Here is a 21,477-nt window from a genome sequence, read left to right on the forward strand (position 1 = left end):
AGTGTTGATATGAACGCTGAGAGGACAATGGGAGGATGGTTAGCAAAACTCCCCAGTAAGGCGTAACTGATACGTCAGCATATCCCCTCTGGCTTTGTTAGAGGGGTAGGTACTGGTAGCTAAACTATCGGGCACAGCAGGCTAAGCCCCTGTGAAGAACGGCCAATGTGGGAACGCATTGAGCACCCTAAGAGGGCATAGATACAGTTAGAGTATAACGCTCTCTTTGATCTAGCTATACCTTTAATTCAAGGAAAGAATTGAATGCACGACTCAACTCCTGAATCTATTAGGCTCATATTGAAGTCAGCTTCTGCGTTCCACCCTATAGGTCTGCTATGTAATTTACTTCTACTTTCTACGATTGTTGCATCCACCATGATTGCCATATTCAAAGGCAAGGTGCTAGGCGCTTTGCTGTTGGTGCTCTCAGCGTTTGTGATTCGGGTGATAGTCATGTGGGGGTTGAGGCTATATCTGTTTCGTAAGTACAGATAGAGATGTGGTGGTTATGCTCTGAGGTCAATGCATCTCACCTCAGTTAATAAATAATTATTACGGTTTAACAAGAGACATACGTCTAATATCTGCATCAAACTCGCCATCAACCTTAGCTTTGATATTGAGGTATTTCTCTACGTCTTCTTTCTTAGGGCGTCCTACTGGTCTAGTTATGCCAGCGAGCTTAAGCATCTCCTTCACTGCTGACACATTACCATTGATAAGCTCTACCTTGAGTTGTTCTATAGACTTGTCGAACCAGTAAAGTCTATGTTCTTCTTTCCAGCCTTGTAGGTCTGCATGACTGTCTAGCAGTGTTAGGCTTACGCCTATCTTCTCAGCTAGCTCAATGTGTGAGAAGGCTTCTATGTATTCCTTTCTGTATGTTTCTTTAATGTTCATTCTTTTTCTCTCTTAAGGGTAGTAGTGGGCTTTCAGCAGGAGTCACTGCGTGACAGCAGAAGCAAGAGCACGCCACGGAGTGGCAACGCAATAAAGAAAGATCAAGAGCATATATACTGGTGGGTAGTTTGCTTTTGATCTTCTCTTTTAATGCGTGCTCTTGTCGGCTATGCCGACGTTGCTTTTGCTTTTAAGTGTAAGAGTGGTGGCTAAACTATTAAAGATCAAGATCCCTTAAGGGTCTTTAAGAGAAAATGATCCGAGAGTGACGCCGTTGATCTTTGTTAGGCTGGAGTAAGTGAAAATGTCACTTCTATATCCGACCGCATTAATTGCTGAGGGGTAAGAGTGGTGTCTCTTACTATCCGAGCGTATTTCACTGTAGGGTTACAGAGATGTCTTCTCTATATTCGGCCGTATTAAATCAGGAGATAGCAGAGAGAGGTTTTCTCTCTATATCCGACCGTAATTATAACTGAGGTAGAGAAGGGTAGGAGTCAGCAAAGCGTACCTCAAACTCTAGCATCTCCCGAACACTAGGGTTACGCTCAAGGAACATGCTCATTCCGCCAATAGCTAACCTAGCGCATTGACATATTCTACGTGCCTGTCGGTCACTCATTGGCTTGAGTTCTTCAAGGTAGATAGATTGTTTAATAGCCTCAGTGCTTAGCTCTGGAAGCATACAAGCTCTGAGTACATGGGCTGGGCTAGCGCTCATAGTCCCATTGTTAACGCCTCCTGCTGTCATACAGGAACCATAAACATAATCATCAAGCCAACTATAGTACTCGGTGTGAGCCACTTTAAAATGCTTAGCGTAAGGATTTATAGTTACTTTGGGTTTAGGGCCGCGTCTCTTGCCTGTAGCGCTCTCAGGGGCTGTGAGAGGCTGAGTCCTGCTAGAGAGGTGGTGACTGATGAGGTCAAGGAAAGGACGCCTAGGAGAGCTATTACAGGGGCTAGGGGGGTCATAGTCATAAGGGGCATGAAGCATAGTATGAGTGGTGTACTCACCTAGCACCTCACTAGTGTTCTTGTCTATAACGTAGCTACCTACTGTAGAGGTTCGATGGTTTGTAGTGATGATGTTGCGTATGTCTGTATTAAGTGGGACGGTCATTGCCTATCCTTCTCATTCGTCAGGGGTTACACCTTATAGTCAGCGCTCACTGCTGGGGTTTTATTGATGGTCTTTTCTGTCTCCCAAGTCAGTTGGCCTACAGCTTGTAAGGACATTCGATGCTTTAGGGCTAATGCGTAGATGGCATCAGGATCGCCCTTAGCTGTAAGTATCTCTCTAGCTACCTTACGTTTGAGCTTGACAGGGATGATGGCTTTGATTGTGGATTGAATGTTAGGTATAAGTATGTAGTCTTCTTCTGAAACTATATGAGACATGTCATGGCTCCTACAATGAGTCTAGATACTGTTAGTAGTGTGAGGAGGATGGTATAGATAAAGATAGCCCATGTTATACAAGGTTTCATGATCTAGGCTTTAGCTTCTCTATGTCGTCAATAGCCTTATGCAGCATGAATGCTGTAGTGAATACACCTTCTAACTCATGGTGGCGCGGGTTGATGCAAAGGAAATTACCCCTTTGGTTCATTTGATATTGTACATCCTTGTAAAACTTAGGCTCGCCTACAAGGCTTTCATTCTTCAAGGCAGTAGCTTTAATAGTTTTTTCAAGCTCAGCCTTGCGACGCTCAAGATATTTTCGCTCACCTTCTGATAGGTAGTAGTTCATTGCTCAACTCCTAGTCGTTTGTAAATGTTGGCTTTAATGGCCTTCATGGCGTCAGCTTGATTTTTACCTGTAGCTGCTGGCCCGCTAATAATGCTTTTGTTAACGCCTTGAAAGTTTCCATTCTCATCGTAGATATTATTTGTAGGCGTGCTGTTGTTGCGTGTCTGTCTAGCTGTCTCAATAGCTGCTTGAGCATTGATGCCTTCACGAATGAAAGGATCATTTTTATAAAGTCGCTGTAGAGTTTGTTCCTTAATCTGTTTCATCATGGCTACGGCATCCTTGGGGTTATCTAGGCCATGAAGCGTCTTAGGTCGTTCTGATAGCTGCCAGCCAGAGTTATGTGCAATGTCTTTAATTTCCTCAACACTGCGTCCAGTCTCTTGAGAAATGGCCACTAGGTCGTTATGTGTATACTTCATATTGTGTTTCCTTCTTATGGAGAGTCACTCACAGAGTGACGATGCGATATTTATAAGGGGAGGCCTGAGAGGGAGCAGATTTTTTGCGTTCTACTATGCCTGAGTTAATCAAGTGTTTGATTACTCCTTCTACAGAACGCTTAGATAGGGCAGACGCCCTACAGAAGTCACTACCTGAGATAGTTGACCAACCCTCATTATCGGCTTGGTTACGAATCATTAGATAGATTATTTTTCTAGATAACGTATTAAGTTGTTGGTGTTGTGTTGCCACAATTTCTTCTAGCGTAATGCTCATTGCTGTTGCCTCTATTGGTTTTATATAAGCTCTCCCCCTATATCCCCCTGATGTAGGGCTCATAATATTTTCTAGGTAAAAACACAGAGCTTTCCCATCGCATAACTAGCTGTGCAAAGAGAAGGATGTTGGAGAGAGGGGGGTGCTAGGGGATATACCTATACCCATTTTGGAAGGGTGGGTGCAAACACCGAGGTGATATTTCTATCATTGTTACTATGCTATACCTTGATTTTAGGGAAAAGACGACAAATTTTTTTTAATTTTCTCGAATTAATTCAATTATGTCGAAAAGTGCCCGTTCATACCCCCTAGCATCAGCCTGTAGCAAGGCCCAGTTGTAAGCCCCTATAAGCCTGCTAGGGAGGTGTTATATCTACAGGTAGTAAGTCTGTGAGGTTGGTTCCTTACGCCTCACCAGTGAGCTTACAGAGGCTTTAATCAATAAGGTGGAGAACATCCACAGCATTCAAGTGAGAGTATCTAGCTACAGACCTAGTGTCTCTATGACCGGACACAATCATTATCTGAGCATTGTTAAAACCCTTCTTAGCTACGTTAGTAATTCTTGTATGTCTCAACTGGTGGAGTCTTACACTATTGTCTAGGTTGGTGGCTATGCGTGCCCTTCTAACGGCCTGTGAGACGCTGTGAGGGGCTACAGTGAACAACCTGCTCTTGGGTATACGCTCAGCTACAGCGCGTCTCATAGCCTCTCTGAATAGCTCTACAGCACGCAAGGTGAGAGGAACAGAGCGTGTACCATTCTTCCCGTCTACAACATCAGCTATACGTTGATCTAGGTGCAGACAGTTAACTGTGAGTTTCAGTATCTCAGAACGCCTCATGGCTGTTTCATAGGCAAGCTCAGCTATCAGAGCCATGGTAGGTGATAACTCATTCAAGATGAGGTGCAGTTCACCAATGGTCACTACCTTGTCACTCGACTTTCCTGGCTTGGGCAGGACTATTTCCTGTACGGGGTTAGCTATATCTATCAGCAAGCCCCGCTTTGCATACTTGAAGAACCGAGAGAGGAACGCTAACTGATGCCTACAGGTGGCAGCTTTCACTGTCTGTAAGCGTCTTAGCTTGAAGTCATTAATCATTTTGGGGGTGATGTCATGGATGGGCTGGGGGAAGGCTTGAGCAAGCTGCTCAACAATCTGGATGGCATGGTCATAGCTGCCCTTGCCCTTGAGGTGGGATTCACAATAGGTCATGCCTAGGGTGAGTATGGTGTGATGCTTGTGGTCCTTGTGAATAGCTTCCTGCTTGTCAGCCCATGCTTGAGCCTCAGCTTGAGTAGGGAAGGTAGCTGATTGAGCAGGTCTGCCCTTGATGCGTACCTGAGCATTCCAGTTGCCAGAAGGAAGGGAGCGAATGTTAGCCATATTTGACGCCTCATAGTGTGAATGGGCGTTCTCTCAGGGCCTTGAACCACAAGGGTTGTAGGCCAGCAGGGTGCCTGCTTGACATGGTGGGGGTCGTTGGTTCGAGTCCAATCGCGCCTACCAGATAAAGTCCGCTCTGCTGGGCGGTGAAGAAGGGCGATCCGAAAGGGTCGCCCTTTTTGCGTTTATCGTGTTTGAAACCTGTCCCCTATTTGTTGTTGGGGCGGGCGAAGGACTTGACGATGGATTTGGTCGCCGTGCTGGCCTTGAGGTCGCTGATGTTCGCGGTAGCGAGCCATTTGCAGGCAGAAATCTCGTTCCGGGGCGAGGGTTCGCTGGAGGCCGGGATCATGGTTGTGAAAATGTGATGAATGACCCGGTCCTTTTCATATTCATCCACATACATTAACTCCAGGTTCTCAAGACCCGTTTCTTCACTCAGTTCGCGTACGGCTGCCTGCGCAGGCGTTTCTCCCGCTTCGATCCTGCCGCCGGGCAGTGCCCATTTCGATTTCGGCTTGCGAACGTAAAGGATCTGATCGTCACGCTTGCAGATGACTGTCGCTCGTTCTTTCATTTTTCCACCTTTTAACGTCCAGTCATCCTTGATATCTGCACGACTGCCATGAAACTTGAGATTACTGTTGCAAAAGACTCAAGTCATAAAAATGTAATAAAAATGCAATCAAGCATAATCAGTGCCAGAACGGTTATTGGAAGAATAGTCTGCTGTAACGAAAGAACCCGGCGTATGACCGGGCTCTTGTCGGGTGTCAGGTGCGTTACATGAAGCCGGATACGGGGATGTGCTCCGCCATCTTTCGGTAGGTCTTTTCATCGGTTGCGGCAAGCAGGCTTCTTCCATCCTTGAGCGTAGCCACGAAGGTTATTTCCTTTTCTTCGTTTGCCAGCAGCATGCCTGCTGCAGCGCCTACAGGACCAAGCACCAGAGCGCCTGCAATGCTCTTTCCTATTGCGTCGTCCATTCTCCTGTTGGTGACTTTGCTGGCAACTTCCACTGACTTGATTTCGTCCTGTTTGAAACAGATTCCAGGCCACGGGAAGAGAGGGGTTACAAGCGTAATGGTGCCAGAGCGGTACTCTCCATTACCTTGAAGAAAATCACCCGCTAAAACATTGATCTTAGCCATATGTGTTTCCCCATCGTTTCATCCAATGGCTATTGCGCGCTCCATAAAGGGGCATGTCAACCGACAGGGGGTAAGGAGAAGGGCTTTATGACGAATGGTTTGATGAAATTTGCAGTTATTTGCAGCAAGATATTTCGGTGATGACACTTGTTAAGCAGAGACTTGAAATCGAGACTTCGGGTTATATGAATTTCGACTGCAGGAGCGGGCTGTCCGACAAGTGGGACAACCCGCAGATCAGCATCAGGCTGCCGAGGCTTCCTGCTTCAGTGTCGCCATGTCGATCACGAAGCGATATTTCACATCGCCCTTGAGCATGCGCTCGTAGGCTTCGTTGATGTCCTGCATGGCGATCAGTTCGATATCCGAAACGATGCCGTGTTCGGCACAGAAATCCAGCATTTCCTGGGTTTCCTGAATGCCGCCTATCAGGGAGCCTGCCAGACTGCGACGCTTGAAGATCAGTCCGAACACCGCCGGTGATGGATGGGGCTCGGCTGGCGCGCCCACCAGGGTCATGGTGCCGTCACGCTTGAGCAGTCCCAGAAAGGCGTCGAGATCGTGAGGTGCTGCGACGGTATTGAGGATGAAGTCCAGGCTGTTGGCCTGCGCGGCCATCTCTGCGGCATCCTTGGAAACCACGACTTCATCCGCCCCCAGGCGCAGGCCGTCTTCGCGTTTATTGGGCGATGTCGTGAACAGCACCACATGCGCGCCCATGGCATGGGCGATCTTCACGGCCATGTGACCCAGTCCGCCAAGGCCGACAATGCCCACTCGCTTGCCTGGTCCGACTTTCCAGTGATGCAGAGGGGAATAAGTGGTGATGCCCGCGCACAGCAGTGGCGCGACAGCGGCCAGATTGTCGCTGTGGGAGATGCGCAGGACGAATTTCTCCTTGACCACGATAGTGTCGGAGTAGCCACCAAAGGTGTTCTCGCCGCCAAAGACCGGGCCGTTATAGGTGCCGGTAAAACCGTTTTCGCAGTACTGTTCTTCACCTTCGGCACAGGAGGCGCAATGCTGACAACTGTCGACCATGCAGCCGACACCCGCCAGGTCTCCCACCTTGAAGTTCTTGACATCGGCACCCACGGCACTGACCCGACCGACGATTTCGTGTCCCGGAACCGAAGGATAAAGCGTGTTGTGCCATTCGTTACGGGCGGTGTGCAGGTCCGAGTGACAGACGCCGCAGTACAGAATGTCTATCTGCACATCGTCGGCCCCGGGAGTGCGGCGTTCGAAACGATAGGGTTTGAGGGTGTCATTCGGTTCTTTTGCGGCGTAACTGTAAGTCTTGACCATTGCGATCACCTTGTGAGGAAGGTTGAAGGAAATAGAAAGCCAGGGTAGCGGACAGGCTTCAAGTATTGCAGCGTGACCCGATTTGACCCGCTCAAGAAGCGGATAGTGCCGAGCGCGCTTCAGCTTTTCTGTCGTGATGAAGCTTTGGTGTACTTCGTAATACGCATTTTCTTGCCTTCAATCACATATCCTGCTTGCCACCCTTGGGCGCTGCCGTCGAAGATAGCCGTAGTGAGTGACAGGATTTGGTGTTTTTCCATGCAGGTTCCCCCTTTGTCCCCGGCCTTGTATCAGCCCACTGATGATTCCCGGGCCGCATTGCCTGTGCCTTCCAATGAAGAGTCCATGAAAGCCTTGCTGCGTGAGGCACGCAACAGCATGCCCGATGTGGCCTGGGCGGCCTACGGTGCCGGGACGCACAAGCGCCTGCTGGGGAGTGGATCTGTACCGGCCGATTGGCCGGGCGAGATTCCCTGCGACGGTTTCGATGGCTTCTGCAGCAAGCGACAATTGCATCGCTGGGTTGTGGGGATGGGGGAAACTCCATTGGGCTGGCTGCTGGCGCCCAGAAGCGAATCGGCCAATCCGGCACTGGCCGATCTGGCCTTGCGATTGGGCTATCTGTTGCAGAGTGTCGCGCTGGTAAGGGCGCAGAATACTCAGCGGGTCCTTTATGAAATCAGTTATCTGGCCAGTTCGACACGGGACCGCAGCACTTTCCTCAAAGGCATCCATAAACAACTGGCGACGTTGATCGATGCGGAAAACTTCTACCTGGCGCTGTACGACAGCCAGCGAGACAAGATCACTTATCCCTACTACATCGACGTAGCCGATCACGAGGCGATGGAGCCGGAAAGCTTCGAGTATCTCGACCGTTCGCGGCTGTCCATGACGGGCCATGTACTGTCCACCGGTCAGCCGATGTTCGTCGATGCCGCGGCAATCAGGCAGGCCCAGGCCCAAGGGCGATTCTTCTGTGAGGGACGTCATCCCGAGTTCTGGATGGGCGCACCGCTGAAGAAGGCATCCGACGAAGTCTTCGGCATGCTGGCCATGCAGGTATATGACGTCTCGCGCATCTACAGTGTCGAAGACCGTGCGCTGTTTCTGGTGGTTGCCCGGCATGTGGCGATGGCTCTGGACCGGATTCTGCACCGGGCCGACCTTGAGCATACCGTGCTGCTGCGCACCCAGCAGTTGTCGGCTGCCAACGATGCCCTCAGGCAGGAAGTGGCCGATCGCGAACGTGCGGAGCATCTGCAGAGTGCGTTGTTCCAGATTACCGAGCTGTCCAGCCAGCCAGGTGACATGGCAGAGCTGTTCCATAGCCTGCATATGATCGTCGGCGAGTTGCTGGTGGCCTACAACTTCTATATTGCTCTGTACGACAGCTCTACCGGAGAAGTGACATTCCCCTATTACAGCGATGAGCGACTGACAACACCGCCCCGGTCACGGCGCGGCCAGCGTGGCTTTACCGAGTATGTCATCCGCCAGCGCCGTCCTTGCCTGATCGATCGTGAAGATGCCTACAGGCTGGAAAGGGAAGGCGAGATCGAGATTCAGAATGACTCCAATCGGTCGTCATCCTGGCTGGGCATACCCTTGTTCGAGGGGGATGATGTCCGGGGCGTGCTGGCAGTACAGAGTTATTCGCAGAATGTGAGTTACACACTGCGGGATCAGGAACTGCTGACCTTCGTCTCCCGGCATATCGATACGGCTCTGTCCCGGCGAAGTGCTGCCGAAGCGATCCACACCGCCAATCTGCGTCTGGAAGCGCGGGTGCAGGATCGGACCCGCGAACTGGATCTGGTCAATGCCCGGCTCCAGCATGAAAATTCCCATGACTCGCTGACCGGACTGCCGAATCGCAGTCAGTTGCAGCAGAGCCTGAAAGAGGCCTGGCAGGCTTTCTGTGGTCGTGACCAGCAATTGGTGGTCATGTTCATTGATCTGGATCGTTTCAAGGTGGTCAACGACAGCCTCGGTCACCACTTTGGCGATATTCTGCTGGTTCAGGCGGCAGCCCGTCTGCGCAGTTGTATTCGTGATGGTGATCTATTGGCGCGCCTGGGTGGCGACGAGTTTGCGATCCTGGGGATCGGGGCACCGCTGGCTGTCGGGGTCGGCATTGCCGAGCGCATCCTGGAAGCCTTCGATCTGCCGTTCTTTATCAGCGGTCAGGCTGTCTTTTCCTCCTGCAGTATCGGCGTGGTCGGTGCTGATCGTCAGTTTCATCAGGAGCCCGCCGAGTTGCTGCGCGATGCCGATACGGCAATGTACCGGGCCAAGAATGGCGGGCGTGACAGCTTTGTGGTGTTCAATCAGGAGTTGCGCCGCGAGGTTTCCGATCAGGTCGAACGCGAAGGCGCATTGCGCAAGGCGCTCAAGCGGACCAACGAACTGATTCCGTATTTTCAGCCGATCATCTGCGTCAATACCGGCAAGCTGCTGGCCCTCGAAGCCTTGATCCGCTGGCGTCAGCCCGATGGCCGGGTCATCGCTCCCGGCAGTTTTCTGCCGGCTCTGGAAGGCTTGCGGCTTATCGGGCGGCTGGACATTTACATGTTGCAGCGCGTCATTGCCATTCTGGCCGACCCGGCCAATGCCCACTGGCCACCGGTGCATGTCAACTGTTCCAGCTACAGCATCACTCGCCCCGAATTTGCCGGTGAGGTCCTGACCCTGTTGACGGAGTACGGCGTTGCGCCTTCGCGCCTGTGTCTGGAACTCACCGAGGGCGCGCTGGTGGCCGATCCCGAGCAGGCCCGTCAGTCCATGAAGCGGCTGGCCGATCAGGGCATGTCGGTGGTATTGGACGATTTCGGTGCGGGGTTCTCCTCGCTAAGCTATGTGCACCAGTATCACTTCAGCGGCCTGAAGATCGATAAATCCTTTGTTCTCGAACTGACCACCAGTGCCAGAAGCCGGGCGATCGTGCGCGCCATCGTGCGGATGGCCGAATCTCTGGACCTGACCGTGGTGGCCGAGGGTGTCGAAGATCACGCCACTCTGGAATTGTTGCGCGGGATGGGGGCCGGTCAGGCGCAGGGCTATCATTTCGCGATGCCGTTGCCTCTGGAGCAGCTCGACCTGAGCAAGAATATCGAGTTGGGCCTGCACTGGACCCAGACCGGCAATGACTTGCCATGAACGGCATAGTCTCTCCGTTTCTTTCTGGGGATTGGTTGAAGTGCATTTTCAAAGTCTTTCAAAATCAAATGGTTGTGCTTTTAAAAGACGACTGGCACCGGTTTTGCTGCGAAAGGGGCGCACCCACCGCAGGAGGTGAAAGATGATTATCAACAACGGCACGCTCGAAGGTCTGGTTTCCAGATTTGTCGGGCGCAAGACAGTGGATGAGGTTTCCCAGAACTCATTCAGTACTGTTGCGGCTGCTGAGAGTCTGGTTCCGGCTGTCACTCCGGTGACCGCCAGGGCGGACAGTTCCGCGTCCCAGGACAGTACCAAGAGCAACAATGGCTATGACGAATCCTTTGCCCGGATGATGTTCAACATCAAGACCCTGGCCGAGAAAACCCTGTCCGAGAAAACCGCTGACAGCGATAACGGCCTGATCGCCTCGAACGGTTCGGGCAGTACGATCAATACCGGCACATCGACCAGCTCGATTCAGCAGGAATTCATGGATTACATGAAACAGACTGCCGAAGAGAAAATGCGTGAAAAACTCACCGGTGTCAGCAAGGCCGAATACGAAGCCATGAGCCCTGAAGAGAAGCTGGCCGTGGACAAGAAAGTCCAGGAAGCCCTCAAGGAACATCAGACGGCTGCTGTCGATGACATCAATGCGAGAATCAATGGCATCAAGGCCGGGATGCTTGCTTAAAGGCTGGTATCGTCAATCCTGATGTTTGATCGTTATCTTGTGATAGACAGCTTGCTGGCGAACAGTTGCCAGCAAGCTGCCTATCACAGGTTTTGAAATGCGCCCATCTATTATTCCAGCTGATGCCGATACGGCAGATCCGGTCCCACCCTGGTGCAGGTCAGTGCCGCCGCCCTGACGGCAAAGCCGAGCATTTCATCCAGGGTTTCCCGTGACAGGGATTCAAGACCTTGCGGGGTATCCAGCTGACGCTCGCTGAGGAACGTCAGCAACGCTGCCTGGAAGGTATCTCCTGCGCCCACCGTGTCCACGGTCTTGACGCTTTGCGCCGCCACCGACCAGTTCCCGTGTTGCCGGCTAAAAATGCTGGCACCTTCCGCGCCCCGGGTCAGCACCACGAACTGGCAGCGCTTGTTCAGCCACTCCTGGGCAATGCCCTGCGGGTCGCTGTCCGGGTAGAGCAGATGCAGGTCTTCGTCGCTGACCTTGATGATATGTGCGTGCGCGGCAAAGGCGCCGATCCGGGCGCGCCAGCGTTCTATATCCGGCTCCGGGTTGAGTCGCACGTTGGGGTCCAGAGTAATCAGGCGATTATTGCTTTCCCGGGCAACCAGAGCCAGAAGGGTATCGGCAATCGGCTGCACGACCAGCGAAAACGAGCCTACATGAATACCGCGCACCTTTTCATCCAGGGCAGGCAGGTGCTCCAGCTGCAACTGCCGGTCGGCACAACCTTCGCCGCGAAAACTGTAGGTGGGCGAACCGTCGGCACCGACCGCTACCATGGCCAGTGTCGTAGGCGCTTCAAAGTCGATCAGATAGCCGGGGTTGACCGCTTCCTGATCCAGCACGGCGCGCAGGCGACGGCCCAGGTAGTCGGTGGACAGGCCGGCGAAAAAAGCGGCCTCGACCCCAAGGCGGCGCAGACCTATCGCCACGTTGAAAGGTGAACCACCGGCAACGGCTTCAAGACCCAGTCTGTTGAGCGAACCGTTGTCGTCCGCTCGGGTGAAAATATCGAAAAGAGCTTCGCCGCAGACAAGAAACATAAGTGCTCCGTGAAATGGCAGGGATCAGACTGCCCGCAATTGATCCTGATAACGTGCGTGGACATGCTCGTAAGCAGCCACATTTTTTGCGACAGGGTAGGTTTCGCTGTCGGGGTCGAGTCTGACGCAGCGTTCGCAAAGTGTTTGCAGATCCGTTGCCTGTCCATTCTCGCCAGCCCAGCACCAGGCCGCCTGGATGGCTGCACCCAGGGCCGCTGCTTCGGCGTATTCGGTGCAAATGACGGGAGTATCCATGATGTCGGCAATCATCTGTCGCCAGATGGCGCTTTTCGAGCCGCCGCCGATCAAACGGATGGTCTGGCTCTTGATGCCACTGGCCCTCAGCAGGTCCAGACCGTAGCGTAACCCGAGGCTGGTGCCTTCAACCACGGCACGACACAGATTGGCCCGGGTCAGATTGGTGCTGTTCAGACCCAGGATGCTGCCGGTCGCATCGGGCAGGGCGGGGACTCGTTCACCGTTGAGAAACGGCAGCATGAGTACACCTTCCGCTCCGATGGGTGCCTGGGCGACTGCCTGATTGAAACCGTCGATATCCAGCGAGAACAACTCGCGAACGGCACTGGTGGCATTGGTCAGGTTCATGGTGCAGATCAGTGGCAGCCAGCCATCGGATGAAGAGCAGAAGGTTGCCACCGATGCCTGTTCGCTGACCTGAGGCTGATCGGCGAAGGCGTACACGGTACCTGATGAGCCGAGACTCATGGTGATCAGGCCCGGCTTGATATTGCCGGTACCGATGGCGCCCATCATATTGTCGCCACCACCGCTGGACACCACCGCGTCCGGGTTCAGGCCCAGCAGGCTGGCGATTTCACCTCGAATCGTGCCGACCTTGTGCTGTGCCGGCAGCAATTCCGGAAGCGCGTTGCCCAGACGGCCAGTCGGGTCTATATGCGCCAGCAGCGGCAGATCCCATTCCCGGGTGCGCACATTGAAGTAGCCGGTCCCCGACGCATCGCCATAGTCCGTGCAGCAACGCCCGGTCAGCCAGTAGTTGAGGTAATCGTGAGGCAACAGGATTTTGTCGATGCGTTCGAACAGTTCCGGGTGCTGCTCCTTGGTCCACAGCAGCTTGGAAACCGTATAGCCCGGCGCTATGACCAGTCCCAGACGTTGCAGCGAGCCTTGCTCGCCACCCAGATAATCCAGCAGGCGCTGGTTCTCGGGAGTGGTTTCGGTGTCGCACCATAATTTGGCCGGGCGCAGCACCTGGCCCTGGGCGTCCAGCAGCACCAGACCATGCTGCTGGCCGGAAACACCGATGCCTTTGATCTGCAGGCCCGAAATGCCGGCCTTGGTCAGAGCGCTGCGGGTTGCCTGTTCCAGCGCGTCCAGCCATTGCTGCACATCCTGTTCGCGTCGGCCGTGGGCGTTGCTGATCAGGCTGTGCGGGGCAGAGCCCTCGCCCAGCACCCGACCGCTATCCGCATCCAGAACGATGGCTTTGGTACCTTGGGTCCCGCAATCGATTCCAAGAAACATGGTTGCCTCTCAAAGGCCGTTGGCCAGGATTTTTTCCAGTGTGCCGCTGACTCCCAGGTCCCGCAGGTTATTGACGTTCTGCTCGAAAGCGGCGACGAATTCGGCAGAGCGGGGGATTGCCAGGCCAAAGATTTCTTCCACGCCCAGTAACCGCTGGGTCAGCAACGCATCGTCGGCAACCAGCGCCTGACAGAAGTCAGCCCGTGGGTCGGGAATCCTGTAGGTCGTGCCGTTCTCGTCCACGCCCTTGAGATACAAGGCCCAGGCCGCTACCACCAGTGAGGCGCGCTGCAGATTGCCCTGATCGACAATCAGCCGGTTGATGGTCGGGATGGTGAACTTGGGGAATTTCGAGGAGCCATCCGAACACACGCGCTCCAGTTGGTCGGCAATCGCCTGATTGGAGAAACGCTCGATCAGGGTGTCCTTGTAGCCTTCCAGATCGATGCCCGGCACCGATGCCAGTTGCGGGGTGACATCCAGATCCATGTAGGTGCGGATATAACGCACGAACAGCGGGTCGTTCATGGTTTCGTGAACGAAGCGATAGCCTTTCAGAAAGCCCAGATAGGTCAGGGCCAGATGGCTGCCGTTGAGCAGCTTGATTTTCATCTCTTCGTAAGGTGTCACGTCGTCGGTGAACTGCACGCCGACCTTTTCCCAGGCCGGGCGGCCATTGACGAACTTGTCTTCCAGTACCCATTGCACAAAAGGCTCGCACACCACCGGCCAGGCGTCGTCGATATGCTTTTCATCGGCCAGTTTCAGGCGATGTGCCGAACTGGTCATGGGCGTGATGCGGTCGACCATGGCGTTGGGGAAGCTCACGTTCTCGGCAATCCAGTCATGCAGATCGGCGTCGCGCAGGGCGGCAAAGGCCAGCAGTGCCTTGCGGGTCACGGCGCCGTTGTGGGGCAGGTTATCGCAGGACATCAGTGTAAAGGCCGGGATGCCTGCCGCACGCCGGCGGGCCAGCGCGGCACACAGAAAGCCGAATACCGTGCCCGGGGTATTGGGATGGGCCAGGTCATGTCTGATCTGTGGCAGATGGGCCATGAACTGGCCGTTGCTGTCATCGATGCAGTAGCCGCCTTCAGTGATGGTCAGCGAAACGATGCGGATTTCCGGGCTGGCCAGCTTGTCGATCAGTGCCTGGGGATCTTCTTCGGCCAGCAGCATGCCGCTGATGGAGGCAATGACCCGGGTTTCGGTGTCCGGTGTGTCACCCAGCTCAAACAGGGTGTAGAGATAGTCCTGACCGGCCAGTGCATCTCGCACGCTTCGGTCTTCGGGGCGCAGGCCTACGCCGCAGATGCTCCAGTCCAGGCCTTCGCCGCTGTTCATCAGGGCATCGGTGTAAAACGCCTGATGTGCCCGGTGAAAGCCGCCGACGCCGATATGGGCGATGCCCTGGCGTGTTTCACTGGCCGAGTAGTCGGGGCGGGCAATATCGGCGCCCAGTTGTGACAGGTTCTGTTTGTTCAGTTTCATGTCAGAGGCTCTCCAATAAGTCAGGCAGCGACCAGGGCCTTGGCAATCACCAGTCCCTGCTCGTCGAACAGATGGCAATGGTCGCTATCGAGATGCAGGTTCAGGGTTTCGCCATACTGGCTGGCCAGGTCGCCACGGATACGCATGGTCAGGGCTTCGCCCGAGCGGGTGCGGACATGGCAATAGGTATCGCTGCCCAGGCGTTCGCTGACATCGGCGGTGACCTGCAACTGACACTCGCCGCTCTGGGCAATATTCAGATGCTCGGGACGGATACCCAGCGTGACCGGAGCGCCGACACTCAAACCCGCACGACTCACCGGCAAGGTGATACGTGTACCGGCATCCAGCTCGACTTCACACTCATGGCTGTCGACGCGGCTGAGACGCCCCTTGAGAAAGCCCATTTTCGGTGTGCCGAGAAAGCCTGCGACAAACAGGTTGGCCGGGCGGTGATACAGATCCAGCGGCGAGCCGACCTGCTCGACCTTGCCACCATTGAGCACCACCACCTTGTCGGCCAGAGTCATGGCTTCGACCTGATCGTGGGTGACGTAGATCATCGTGGCCTGCAGTTCCTTGTGCAGGCGAGACAACTCCAGCCGGGTCTGCACCCGCAAGGCGGCGTCGAGGTTGGAAAGGGGTTCGTCGAAGAGGAAGATTTTCGGGTTGCGCACGATGGCCCGGCCAATGGCGACCCGTTGACGCTGACCGCCGGAAAGCTGCTTGGGTTTACGTTCCAGCAGCGGTCCCAGTTCCAGGATGCGCGCCGCTTCATCCACCTTCTTCTTGATCTCGGCCTTGTCGCCACCCGCCAGATCCAGGGCAAAGGACAGATTCTTGCCCACGGTCATGTGCGGATACAGGGCGTAGGTCTGGAACACCATGGCCAGGTCGCGCTTGGCCGGAGTGACCTGGGTGATCTCGCGACCATCGAGTTCGATGCTTCCGGAAGTGACTTCTTCCAGTCCGGCAATCAGGCGCAGCAGGGTGGACTTGCCACAACCCGAGGGGCCGACGAAGACCACGAACTCGCGATCGTTCACATCCAGATCGATGCCTTTGATGATCTGATGGCCGTCGAAGCCTTTTTGCAGATTTCTGATACTGAGATTAGCCATGCTTGACTCCGTTTTTATTCTTGAATTCGGGCTATTTGACGGCGCCGAACGACAGGCCGCGGACCAGTTGCTTCTGGCTGATCCAGCCGAAAATCAGGATCGGTGCGCAGGCCAGGGTCGAGACGGCCGAGAGCTTGGCCCAGAACAATCCTTCGGGGCTTGAGTACGAGGCGATCAGCGCCGTGAGCGGTGCGGCACTGGAGGACGTGAGGTTCAGGGACCAGAACGCCTCGTTCCAGCACAGAATCAGTGACAGCAGCGCCGTCGATGCCAGGCCGCCCTTGCAGATCGGCATCAGCACCCGGAATATCTCCTGGCGGGTGCTGGCACCGTCCAGTCGCGAGGCTTCGAGGATTTCTCCGGGAATGTCCTTGAAGTAGGTGTAAATCATCCAGACCACGATCGGCAGGTTGATCAGCGTGTAGATGATGATCAGTGCCAGACGTGAATCCAGCAGGCCAAAGGTCTTGGCCAGCAGGTAGATCGGCATCAGCACCCCCACCGGCGGCAGCATCTTGGTGGAGAGCATCCACAGCAGCGTGCTCTTGGTCCGTTTGGTCTCGAAGAACGCCATGGAGTAGGCCGCCGGGATCGCCACCAGCATGCACAGGATCGTGGCGCTGAACGAGATCAGCACCGAGTTCCAGGCAAAGTGGAAGTAATCGCTGCGTTCCTGAATGTGCAGGTAGTTTTCCAGCGTCGGCGTGAAGAACAGTTGCGGCGGCGTCGCGAAAGCGTCGATCTCGGTCTTGAAGCTGGTCAGCACCATCCAGAAGATCGGGAAGAAGATCAGTGCGGCGATAAGCCAGGACAAGGCCCCGAGCAGCACGCTTTGCAGGCGTCGTGATTGTTTCAGCGTCATCATGGCAAGGCCCTCATGACTTGTCGGTGAGGTTTTTGCCGATCATCCGGATCAGGATGATCGCCGCGATATTGGCAATGACGACCGCAATCAGGCCGCCCGCCGAGGCCATGCCGACATCGAACTGCAGCAATGCCTGGATGTAGATCAGGTACGCCAGGTTGGTCGAGGCGAAGCCCGGACCGCCATTGGTGGTGGTAAAGATTTCGGCAAACACCGAGAGCAGGAAAATCGTCTCGATCATCACCACCACGGCGATCGGCCGGGCCAGGTGGGGCAGGGTCAGGTGCCAGAAAATCGCAATTGGGCCGGCACCGTCGAGTCGTGCCGCTTCCTTCTGTTCCTGGTCCAGCGACTGCATGGCGGTCATCAGGATCAGGATGGCGAACGGCAGCCACTGCCATGACACGATGATAATGATCGACAGCATCGGGTAATGGGCGAACCAGTCGACGGGTTCTGCACCGAAGAAGCGCCACACGGCGGCCAGTACACCGGAAACCGGATGGAAAATCAGGTTTTTCCAGATCAGGGCGCTGACCGTGGGCATGATGAAGAAGGGCGAGATCAACAACACCCGTACGATGCCGCGGCCAAAGAACTCGCTGGCTTCCAGCAGGGCGGAAATCAGTACGCCGAGAATCACGCTGATCGCCAGCACGCTGCCCACCAGCAGCAAGGTATTTCCGGCACCGGGCAGGAAGCCGCTGTCGGTGACGAAGTAAGTGAAGTTTTCCAGGCCGACGAATTCGTTATCGCCGGGGCTCAACAGGTTGTAGCGAATCAGCGAGAAGTAAATGGTCATGCCCAGCGGCACGATCATCCAGACCAGCAAGAGGGTCACGGAAGGGCTGACCAGAAACCATCCGGGTTTGAATCTGTTGTTTCTGGCCTTGGGGATCTCGCCGGATAAATCCGGACGAGCAGGAGTGGCTGAGGTCTTCATGGGGAACTCCGAACCGGGATTTGCCTGTCAGCGGGAGTCGAGGGGCTGACGCCCCCCGGCTTGAGTCACGAGGTCTACTTTTTCGGGTAGCCGGCTCGTTTCATGTCGCGCTCGGTGGAGTTCTGCGCCATTTTCAAGGCGTTCTCCACTGTCGACTGGCCGATCAGGGCTGCCGAGAACTGCTGGCCGACACTGGTGCCGATGGCCTGGAACTCGGGAATGGTCACCAACTGGATGCCCACGTAAGGCACCGGCTTGAGGGTGGGCGTCTTGGGTGTCACGGCCATCAGGGATTTGAGGGTGATATCGGCGAACGGCGCGGCTTTCTTGTATTCATCGGTGTAGGTCGATGCACGTGTGCCTGGCGGCACATTGGAAACACCATCTTTCTCGGCAACCAGAGCGGCATATTCCCTGGAGGTTGCCCATTGAGTGAAGGCCTGGGCGTCCTTGGTGTTCTTGGCACTGGTCGGGATCGCCAGAGACCAGGAATACAGCCACGACGAGCCTTTGTCCGTCACCTCATGAGGGGCATAGGTGAAGCCGACATGGTCTGCCACCTTGCTCTGGCTCTTGTCGGTGACAAAGGAGCCCGCCACGCTGGCATCGACCCAGATCGCGCACTTGCCGCTGTTGAACAGGGCCAGGTTTTCGTTGAAACCGTTGCTCGATGCGCCGGGTGGCCCGGACTGTTTCATGGTGTTGACGTAGAAGTTGAGGGCGTTTTTCCATTCCGGTTGATCGAACTGGGGTTTCCATTGTTCGTCGAACCAGCGTGCACCGTAGGCGTTGGCCACCGTAGTAATCAGTGCCATGTTCTCGCCCCAGCCGGCCTTGCCGCGCAGGCAGATGCCGTATTGCTCCTTGGACTTGTCGGTGAGCTTGCCCGCGAACTCGGCAATCTGAGTCCAGGTCGGACGCTCCGGCATGGTCAGGCCGGCATTCTGGAACAGGTCCTTGCGATAGTAGGTAATCGAGCTTTCCGCATAGAACGGCAGGGCGAACAGCTTGCCATCCACCGACAGACCGTCGCGCACGGAGGGGAAGACATCATCGAGCTGGTAGCTGGCAGGCAGGTCTTTCATTTCCTGCAGCCAGCCCTTGGCGCCCCAGAGTGAGGCTTCGTACATGCCGATGGTCAGCACATCGAACTGACCGCCCTTGGTGGCAATGTCGGTGGTCAGGCGCTGGCGCAGGACGTTTTCTTCCAGCACCACCCAGTTGAGCTTGATGTCGGGATGCTGTTCTTCAAAGGTCTTGGAGAGGCGTTGCATGCGGATCATGTCGCTGTTGTTGACCGTGGCGATGGTCACGGTCCCTGCAGCAGCGTTGCCGCCGAACAGGAAACCGGCGCTGAGGACTGAACTGGCAAGCAGGAATTTTGCTGAGGTCTTCATGGGTCACTCCTCTTCCATGCTCGGTGAGCCTGGAGGGTCGGTTATTGTTTTTGTCTCTTCCGGAGATGAGGAAGATGTGGGCTGATTACACCGGCCTTGAAGCGCGATGACAAATCCTGCGCCGCACTTCAACTGATACTTTTTTGCATTCGGCACAGATCTGAAAACCCACTGCAGCCGCCATCGGGCAGGCTGCAATGCAGAATCAGCGTAGACGAGAAGGGTGAAAACAGGACGAATCAGTACAGGTTCTGTTCGGTGAGGCGCTGGACGGCAAGGCGTCGGTAATGGGAGGGCGTCATGCCTTTGAGCTGCTGGAAGCGGCGGTTGAAGTTGGAAATGTTATTGAAACCCGACTCGAAACAGATATCCGTCACGGGCATGTCGCCGTCGGCCAGCAGCTCGCAGGACTTGCTGATGCGCAGGCGATTGACGAATTCCACGAAGCAGCGTCCGGTGGCCTGTTTGAACACCCGGGAAAAGTACGTGGGTTTCATCCCCAGATATTCGGCGACCTCTTCCAGAGGCAGTTCGCGCCCGTAGTGGGCAAAGATATAGTCCACCGCCCGGTTGGTCCGCTCCACACTGTGCTCGTCGGCCATGTGCGACACCGTGGTGCCCGAAAGCAACTGGAAGTCATCGCTGGCAGCCAGCAGTTCCAGCAGGATCAGAAAGTGCCCGAGCCGGGTGATGCCTCGGGAATCGGCGATCTTCTGCATCAGCTTCATGGCCTGGCGGATCGTGCGTTTGCAGCGAAACTCGATACCGTACTGGGCGCGTTCCAGCAGCGGCGTCAGGCTCTTGAGTTCGGTAAACACCTGATTGCCGCTTTCCAGCAACTCATCGGTGAAGTTGACCAGCATGTCGCGCTTGGGCACCACTTCGTCTTCCTGGATCTGACTGATCCAGTTGTGCGGCAGGTTCGGGCCGGTGAGGAACAGACTGCCGGGGTGGAAGTTGCCGATATAGTCGCCGACGAATACCTTTCCGGAGCTGGCGACGATCAGGTGCAGCTCGTATTCCTTGTGGAAGTGCCAGCGCACCAGCGGGCAGGGAAAGCCGTGTTCGCGATAGATGATCGACAGGCCATTATGGTCGTCCATCAACTCGTAGGAAGGGTCTGAGATTCTTGCTGTTCTTGTCATGGTCCGACCGCCTCCAAAGGTACCAGCCTGCTAATGTGCCTCAATTGTTCCATTCATGCCCAGTCGTCTTGTGCAAATTGCCAAGTAGCTATTTGCAGCGAAACCGGAGTCATTGCCTGATGAAACAGATCCTTCTGATCGGAATTGGTGCCGGAGATCCCGAACAAATTACCGTGCAGGCCATCAATGCCCTGAATCGTGCCAGGGTGTTCTTTCTTCTGGACAAGGGCTATGCCGAGGATGATCTGCTGCGCCTGAGAAAAGAGATATGCCAGCGCTATATCCAGGGTGACGATTATCGGCTGGTGCAGGTATGCGATCCCCGGCGCGAAGACGATCCTCAAGGCTATGAGCGCGGCATCGAGCACTGGCATGAGCAGCGGGCGGTGCTGTTCGAACGGTTGATCGGTGATGAGCTGGGGGCGCAGGAGACGGGGGCCTTTCTGGTCTGGGGTGATCCGTCGCTGTACGACAGCACCCTGAGGATTCTCGAGCAGGTGCTGGCCCGGGGCAGGGAAGTGTTCGATTACCGGGTCATTCCCGGCATTACCAGTGTCCAGGCGCTGGTGGCGCAGCATCGTGTGCCATTGAACCGGATTGGCGAACCGATTCGTATCACCACCGGCAGGCGACTGGCCGACATGGCGGCAGAGGAACTGGACAATGTAGTGGTGATGCTCGATGCGCACTGCACCTTCGAACGCTTTGTCGGGCAGGGGCTGGATATCTATTGGGGGGCTTACCTGGGGACGCCGGACGAGATCCTGCTGTCCGGTCCGCTCGATGAACTCCATGGACAGATCAGGCGGCTACGCGATGAGGCGCGCAGCCGCAAGGGCTGGATCATGGATACCTATCTGCTGCGCAAGGGATGA

General features: G+C 55.2%; 21 protein-coding genes. 3 read left to right on the forward strand and 18 right to left on the reverse strand.

Going from position 1 to position 21,477, the window contains the following annotated elements; genetic code table 11:
- Positions 1–555 precede the first annotated feature (555 nt).
- From JSY17_RS01145 to JSY17_RS01190, 10 genes are all read right to left on the reverse strand, one after another.
- Positions 556–903 carry a hypothetical protein gene (locus JSY17_RS01145; protein ID WP_206401120.1) on the reverse strand — a complete coding sequence of 116 codons (348 nt, stop codon included), beginning with the start codon at positions 901–903 and terminating at the stop codon, positions 556–558.
- A gap of 1,149 nt (positions 904–2,052) precedes the next feature.
- Entirely contained in the window at positions 2,053–2,304 is a 252-nt protein-coding gene (locus JSY17_RS01150) for a hypothetical protein (RefSeq protein WP_206401122.1), read from the reverse strand.
- An 85-nt stretch (positions 2,305–2,389) separates the two neighbouring features.
- Positions 2,390–2,656 (reverse strand): hypothetical protein, encoded by a 267-nt coding sequence (locus tag JSY17_RS01155; RefSeq protein ID WP_206401124.1) that lies wholly within the window; start codon positions 2,654–2,656, stop codon positions 2,390–2,392.
- Positions 2,653–3,078 carry a hypothetical protein gene (locus JSY17_RS01160; RefSeq protein ID WP_206401126.1) on the reverse strand — a complete coding sequence of 142 codons (426 nt, stop codon included), beginning with the start codon at positions 3,076–3,078 and terminating at the stop codon, positions 2,653–2,655. The genes JSY17_RS01155 and JSY17_RS01160 overlap by 4 nt, the downstream gene beginning before the upstream one ends.
- 28 nt (positions 3,079–3,106) lie before the next feature.
- Positions 3,107–3,376: a helix-turn-helix domain-containing protein gene (locus JSY17_RS01165; RefSeq protein WP_206401417.1), complete on the reverse strand. Its 270-nt coding sequence runs from the start codon at positions 3,374–3,376 to the stop codon at positions 3,107–3,109.
- A 437-nt stretch (positions 3,377–3,813) separates the two neighbouring features.
- Positions 3,814–4,770 carry a tyrosine-type recombinase/integrase gene (locus JSY17_RS01170; protein WP_206401128.1) on the reverse strand — a complete coding sequence of 319 codons (957 nt, stop codon included), beginning with the start codon at positions 4,768–4,770 and terminating at the stop codon, positions 3,814–3,816.
- Between the two features lie 208 nt (positions 4,771–4,978).
- The gene (locus JSY17_RS01175) at positions 4,979–5,347 is read right to left on the reverse strand and encodes an NUDIX hydrolase (protein WP_117180926.1); all 369 of its coding nucleotides are present in this window, start codon (positions 5,345–5,347) and stop codon (positions 4,979–4,981) included.
- A gap of 205 nt (positions 5,348–5,552) precedes the next feature.
- On the reverse strand, positions 5,553–5,921 hold the full coding sequence (locus JSY17_RS01180; RefSeq protein WP_117180925.1) for a hypothetical protein: 369 nt from the start codon (positions 5,919–5,921) through the stop codon (positions 5,553–5,555).
- Positions 5,922–6,164: 243 nt separating this feature from the next.
- Positions 6,165–7,229: an NAD(P)-dependent alcohol dehydrogenase gene (locus JSY17_RS01185; protein ID WP_206401129.1), complete on the reverse strand. Its 1,065-nt coding sequence runs from the start codon at positions 7,227–7,229 to the stop codon at positions 6,165–6,167.
- Between the two features lie 119 nt (positions 7,230–7,348).
- On the reverse strand, positions 7,349–7,489 hold the full coding sequence (locus JSY17_RS01190) for a hypothetical protein (RefSeq protein ID WP_206401132.1): 141 nt from the start codon (positions 7,487–7,489) through the stop codon (positions 7,349–7,351).
- 85 nt (positions 7,490–7,574) lie between these two features.
- On the opposite strand from JSY17_RS01190, the gene JSY17_RS01195 reads away from it, so the two are divergent.
- Positions 7,575–10,388: a sensor domain-containing phosphodiesterase gene (locus JSY17_RS01195; RefSeq protein ID WP_232849240.1), complete on the forward strand. Its 2,814-nt coding sequence runs from the start codon at positions 7,575–7,577 to the stop codon at positions 10,386–10,388.
- A 142-nt stretch (positions 10,389–10,530) separates the two neighbouring features.
- Positions 10,531–11,085, forward strand: a complete 555-nt coding sequence (locus JSY17_RS01200; RefSeq protein WP_117187091.1) for a hypothetical protein — start codon at positions 10,531–10,533, stop codon at positions 11,083–11,085.
- Between the two features lie 110 nt (positions 11,086–11,195).
- Here the strand turns inward: JSY17_RS01200 and JSY17_RS01205 are convergent, their stop codons facing one another.
- The 8 genes from JSY17_RS01205 to JSY17_RS01240 all read right to left on the reverse strand — a co-directional run bounded on the left by JSY17_RS01205 (position 11,196) and on the right by JSY17_RS01240 (position 20,602).
- Positions 11,196–12,134 carry a carbohydrate kinase family protein gene (locus JSY17_RS01205; RefSeq protein ID WP_206401134.1) on the reverse strand — a complete coding sequence of 313 codons (939 nt, stop codon included), beginning with the start codon at positions 12,132–12,134 and terminating at the stop codon, positions 11,196–11,198.
- Between the two features lie 24 nt (positions 12,135–12,158).
- The gene (gene xylB / locus JSY17_RS01210) at positions 12,159–13,640 is read right to left on the reverse strand and encodes a xylulokinase (protein WP_206401136.1); all 1,482 of its coding nucleotides are present in this window, start codon (positions 13,638–13,640) and stop codon (positions 12,159–12,161) included.
- A 9-nt stretch (positions 13,641–13,649) separates the two neighbouring features.
- Positions 13,650–15,131 (reverse strand): mannitol dehydrogenase family protein, encoded by a 1,482-nt coding sequence (locus JSY17_RS01215; protein ID WP_206401138.1) that lies wholly within the window; start codon positions 15,129–15,131, stop codon positions 13,650–13,652.
- 20 nt (positions 15,132–15,151) lie between these two features.
- Positions 15,152–16,252 carry an ABC transporter ATP-binding protein gene (locus tag JSY17_RS01220; RefSeq protein ID WP_117180919.1) on the reverse strand — a complete coding sequence of 367 codons (1,101 nt, stop codon included), beginning with the start codon at positions 16,250–16,252 and terminating at the stop codon, positions 15,152–15,154.
- Positions 16,253–16,283: 31 nt separating this feature from the next.
- Positions 16,284–17,117 (reverse strand): carbohydrate ABC transporter permease, encoded by an 834-nt coding sequence (locus tag JSY17_RS01225; protein ID WP_117164776.1) that lies wholly within the window; start codon positions 17,115–17,117, stop codon positions 16,284–16,286.
- A 10-nt stretch (positions 17,118–17,127) separates the two neighbouring features.
- On the reverse strand, positions 17,128–18,060 hold the full coding sequence (locus JSY17_RS01230; RefSeq protein WP_206401140.1) for a carbohydrate ABC transporter permease: 933 nt from the start codon (positions 18,058–18,060) through the stop codon (positions 17,128–17,130).
- A 74-nt stretch (positions 18,061–18,134) separates the two neighbouring features.
- A complete protein-coding gene (locus JSY17_RS01235) occupies positions 18,135–19,457 on the reverse strand; it encodes an ABC transporter substrate-binding protein (RefSeq protein ID WP_117187095.1) in 1,323 nt (440 codons plus the stop codon).
- A gap of 239 nt (positions 19,458–19,696) precedes the next feature.
- Positions 19,697–20,602, reverse strand: a complete 906-nt coding sequence (locus tag JSY17_RS01240; RefSeq protein ID WP_117180917.1) for an AraC family transcriptional regulator — start codon at positions 20,600–20,602, stop codon at positions 19,697–19,699.
- Between the two features lie 119 nt (positions 20,603–20,721).
- On the opposite strand from JSY17_RS01240, the gene cobF reads away from it, so the two are divergent.
- Positions 20,722–21,477 (forward strand): precorrin-6A synthase (deacetylating), encoded by a 756-nt coding sequence (gene cobF / locus JSY17_RS01245; RefSeq protein WP_206401143.1) that lies wholly within the window; start codon positions 20,722–20,724, stop codon positions 21,475–21,477.

Origin of the sequence: Pseudomonas capsici (assembly GCF_017165765.1) — a bacterium.
Lineage (GTDB): Bacteria > Pseudomonadota > Gammaproteobacteria > Pseudomonadales > Pseudomonadaceae > Aquipseudomonas > Aquipseudomonas capsici.